Source organism: Fulvivirga imtechensis AK7, assembly GCF_000331535.1.
Lineage (GTDB): Bacteria > Bacteroidota > Bacteroidia > Cytophagales > Cyclobacteriaceae > Fulvivirga > Fulvivirga imtechensis.
This window is the reverse complement of sequence record NZ_AMZN01000148.1, coordinates 1-3426: the sequence shown is the minus strand read 5'-3', so window position 1 is coordinate 3426 and position 3426 is coordinate 1. Positions and strand designations below refer to the sequence as shown.

The following is a 3426-nucleotide window of genomic DNA, read 5'->3' as shown; positions in this document are numbered from 1 at the left end:
TATTTATTTGTGAAGTCACTTCCGCCCATCAGGAAGTAATCCCGGGTAGACTCATGGGCCGTACCGCTCCACAAGTCGTTAGCCCAACCAAAAGCCCTGCTCGGAATATATCCACCACCTCCATTAAACACCTGATACCCACCATTGACAAACACATCATCCCTGCTCAGGTCTGCATAGGATCCACCACTCGGATCTGAATAGTAAATAGGATTAGCCCCGGCATAGCTGTATGGGCTTTCATCCAGATAACTACTGGCATAAGGGTCAACCCCTGTCATTCTTCCCGTAGCGGGGTCATAGTGGCGTAATGGAAGCTCGTAATCCCTGATCCCTAGTATTTCAACCTGTTTTCCTGATTTGTGATCATAGAATTATTTTCTTCAATAGGCTGAATTCCCAGTTTAAACAACTCTACTTCATCACCTAAGTTGTACCCAAATGTCAGCCGTACACTATCACACTTTAAATAGAATTCATAGAGAAGGAATAATTGATCCGGTCCTCCAATATTACTTTTATAAAAGTCGTTGACAAACGCACCTTTTCTATCAGAAAAGATACATTTCTCTTTTAGATCAGATAAAATACGAATCGTCTGATCTTTTGGAAAATATTCCCTTTTAAATTCTGAAGACGCTGTTCCTTCTGCTATTTTATCTAATAATTTATCTGTCTTTATTTTGGCTTTCTCTCTTTTATCGTTACTCACACAACCATAAAATAAAATTAAAGCTAGACAGCTAATTACCAAGATCTTTAAACGTATAATAGTATGATTTATCATTTTTAATAAGCTTCAATGTGTCTGAATAAGGTCTCTTTACAATAGAATCTCCCAGATCAGCTATGCTATAAAATCCCAACTGATTAGGGGCAATCTCTAGTGGCATAAAGGCGTATTTTTCGCTATCCTCTTCAATCTTTATATAAACCAATCCTACACTTGCCTCCAAAAACGAAATTCTTCCTTCAAGACTTGCCTGATTGAACTTCTCATATTGACTCTCTGCTCTCTCAAGCCTCTCCAGTTGAAGATAGATGAGTAAAAGCAAAACAGATACTACTATTCCAATGATAATTATTTTATGTCTCATTAATTCTTCCAAGGGTTATACAGGAACTTAGTGTTCATTACGCCTCCTGCTCCTTTGCCCAATGAGGGACCAAACTGGCCACTGAAACCCAATATTCCATATCCTGTCGGAGTTGGTGTATAAGTGCCTGTTAAGGAAACTGGTCCAAGTCCAGCCGAACCGAAATAAGTTGCATCTCCCGCATTGAAAAGAGTTTGGAGCATTTCATAATTAAGGTCTTGAACATCGCCGAGATAATTAGCACCTCCAATCTGTACTCCTGCAGAAACATCATATCCTGCTCCAACAGCTTGTGTGACAGTTACTGCAGGAACAAATGATGCATCTGGTCCCCGGGCAACCCATTTTAATTCGAAGCTTGTTCCACCTCCAAAGCCTGCAATACCCGAAAACCCTACTCCTAAGGAAGGGAAATCTGGTACATGATATCTTGCAAATGGGCTATTCCATAATCCTTGTGCAAAATCTGTCATAAGGCCCCACCAACCAGAATTAGACGAACTATGAAAAGCAGGCGCATTTAAATTTATCTTCTGAGGAATCACATAACCTGCCCCGAGCATAGTTCCGTCTGAACCATATAAGGCGGTACTTACTGTTTGGTAGAATGTACCATCCGAAGCCAACTCACCACCTAAGAAGTTACCTATTGTCTTTCTTTCTTCCGCAGTCGGATTTGAAGCAAGATAATTACGACCGAATTCTGCTTTTTGCTGACCTGTCATCTGGTTTATACCGTAGTAATTTTGGAAAGCACTAGTGCTCATCAGCATGGCATTCATTGCAACACTACGATATTGATTAGCCCACTGAAGACCACTTCTCGATCCACCACCACTATTAAAGACATTATACCCACCATTTACAAACTCATCATCTCTACTCAGATCTGCATAAGACCCACCACTAGGATCGGAGTAATAGATCGGATTAGCCCCGGCATAGCTGTATGGGCTTTCATCCAGATAACTACTGGCATAAGGGTCAACCCCTGTCATTCTTCCCGTAGCGGGGTCATAGTGGCGTAATGGAAGCTCATAAAAGAGTGTAAAAAATTATTCTTGAATCCGATCCAAACTATCTGCTGCTACAACTACATATTTATATTCAAATGGATATTTTTTTTCAGGAGTAGTTACTACTCCTGAAAATTCTTGAACCCCTAGTTCATCTGCTTTAATCTTATATCCATACGGTAGATCACTTAATTTTAGCTGCTCCTTCTCTCCATTGATTTGAACATCAATTTCATCAACACCTCCAGCAATATCAGCAATGAAAAACTCTCCTTCCCTAATAGTGTCATTGTTTATTGTAATAATAAAATATTCATTGCTGTAGTCCATATTGACAATCGAAACCTTACTTCCTATTGAATCCAGGTTATATATAACTTTTCCATTTAAACTTTCATTAACCAATCTGGTCGGGTTTCGCTTTGGAATTAATACATCTAAAATATCCACTGTTGAGTCTTTAATCACCCTTATTTCATTTCCATGTTCATCTATAAGTACAGTATCTTTGTCGGCTTTATCATAGGCCTCTAACATTTTTTCCCTATTCATTTTTCCACCATCTCCACATCCGTAGAGCATAGCAACAAGGATAACAATATACTTTAGTCTTCTCATTTCAGTCTTTTATAGTTTTTTAGTTGATTAGGAGGAATTGCATGAATTACATAACTACCATTCCTCTGGTAAATATCGAAGTAATACAAGGGATCATTTCTCCCATTTCTTCGATTATAATAAAGTTGTTTGCTTTCTGACCACATAAACACGCTATACCCAAATTCATTATTCCGGTTTATAGGATTTTCTTTATGAACTTGCACTGCACCTTGAAAAGAATCATATTCATTAGTATTAGTTAAAAATGAAAGAACAGTTAGAAGATTGTTTGGATTACTTAAATCCAGTGTGCCTGTGCGACCATTTTTCCACTTCCCGCTTGCAAAATCCTCTATTGTTGCCTGTCCCCCGGGCCCAATAATCACAACATTGCTACTAGGTAGGGAAGCTAGATTATTTAAAAACCTACCATATGCATTTTCCTCCCTGTTTTCCTTTAAACCAGTACCAGACATAAACTCATTCCACAGCCTTTCAAATAATCCACATTTAGGGCAATCTCCATCCATGCCTCTAGCCTTCGTAAAAGTAGTTTCATAGCTGTAAGATGTTTCGTCTGCTACACCGCCATACTCCCGCCAACGGGTAGTAGTTTCAACCACATACAGCTCCCCGTTTACAAAATCTGTTTGAGACTGATGTGTACCGTATTTATTTGTGAAGTCACTTCCGCCCATCAGGAAGTAATCCCG

5 protein-coding genes and 1 pseudogene are annotated in these 3426 nt (G+C 39.2%); all 6 read right to left on the bottom strand.

The features are described from left to right. Positions 1-281, bottom strand: a pseudogene (locus C900_RS30760) (hypothetical protein); the annotation flags it as partial. A gap of 53 nt (positions 282-334) precedes the next feature. Continuing rightward, complete coding sequence (locus tag C900_RS27045; protein ID WP_009583684.1) at positions 335-712, bottom strand: hypothetical protein; 378 nt, start codon at positions 710-712, stop codon at positions 335-337. Positions 713-743: 31 nt separating this feature from the next. Beyond that, positions 744-1097: a hypothetical protein gene (locus C900_RS27040; RefSeq protein WP_009583683.1), complete on the bottom strand. Its 354-nt coding sequence runs from the start codon at positions 1095-1097 to the stop codon at positions 744-746. Further along, complete coding sequence (locus tag C900_RS27035; RefSeq protein WP_009583682.1) at positions 1097-2095, bottom strand: hypothetical protein; 999 nt, start codon at positions 2093-2095, stop codon at positions 1097-1099. The genes C900_RS27040 and C900_RS27035 overlap by 1 nt, the downstream gene beginning before the upstream one ends. A gap of 57 nt (positions 2096-2152) precedes the next feature. Beyond that, the gene (locus C900_RS27030; protein WP_009583681.1) at positions 2153-2731 is read right to left on the bottom strand and encodes a hypothetical protein; all 579 of its coding nucleotides are present in this window, start codon (positions 2729-2731) and stop codon (positions 2153-2155) included. Continuing rightward, positions 2728-3426, bottom strand: a 699-nt coding sequence (locus tag C900_RS27025; RefSeq protein ID WP_040497664.1) for a hypothetical protein, incomplete at its 5' end; no start/stop codon positions are given. The genes C900_RS27030 and C900_RS27025, both read right to left, overlap by 4 nt.

What these genes read in the sequence shown, in the direction of transcription:
- C900_RS27040 (WP_009583683.1), bottom strand. Translation starts at nt 1,097, where the DNA reads ATGAGACATAAAATAATTATCATTGGAATAGTAGTATCTGTTTTGCTT.
- C900_RS27035 (WP_009583682.1), bottom strand. Translation starts at nt 2,095, where the DNA reads ATGACAGGGGTTGACCCTTATGCCAGTAGTTATCTGGATGAAAGCCCA.
- C900_RS27030 (WP_009583681.1), bottom strand. Translation starts at nt 2,731, where the DNA reads ATGAGAAGACTAAAGTATATTGTTATCCTTGTTGCTATGCTCTACGGA.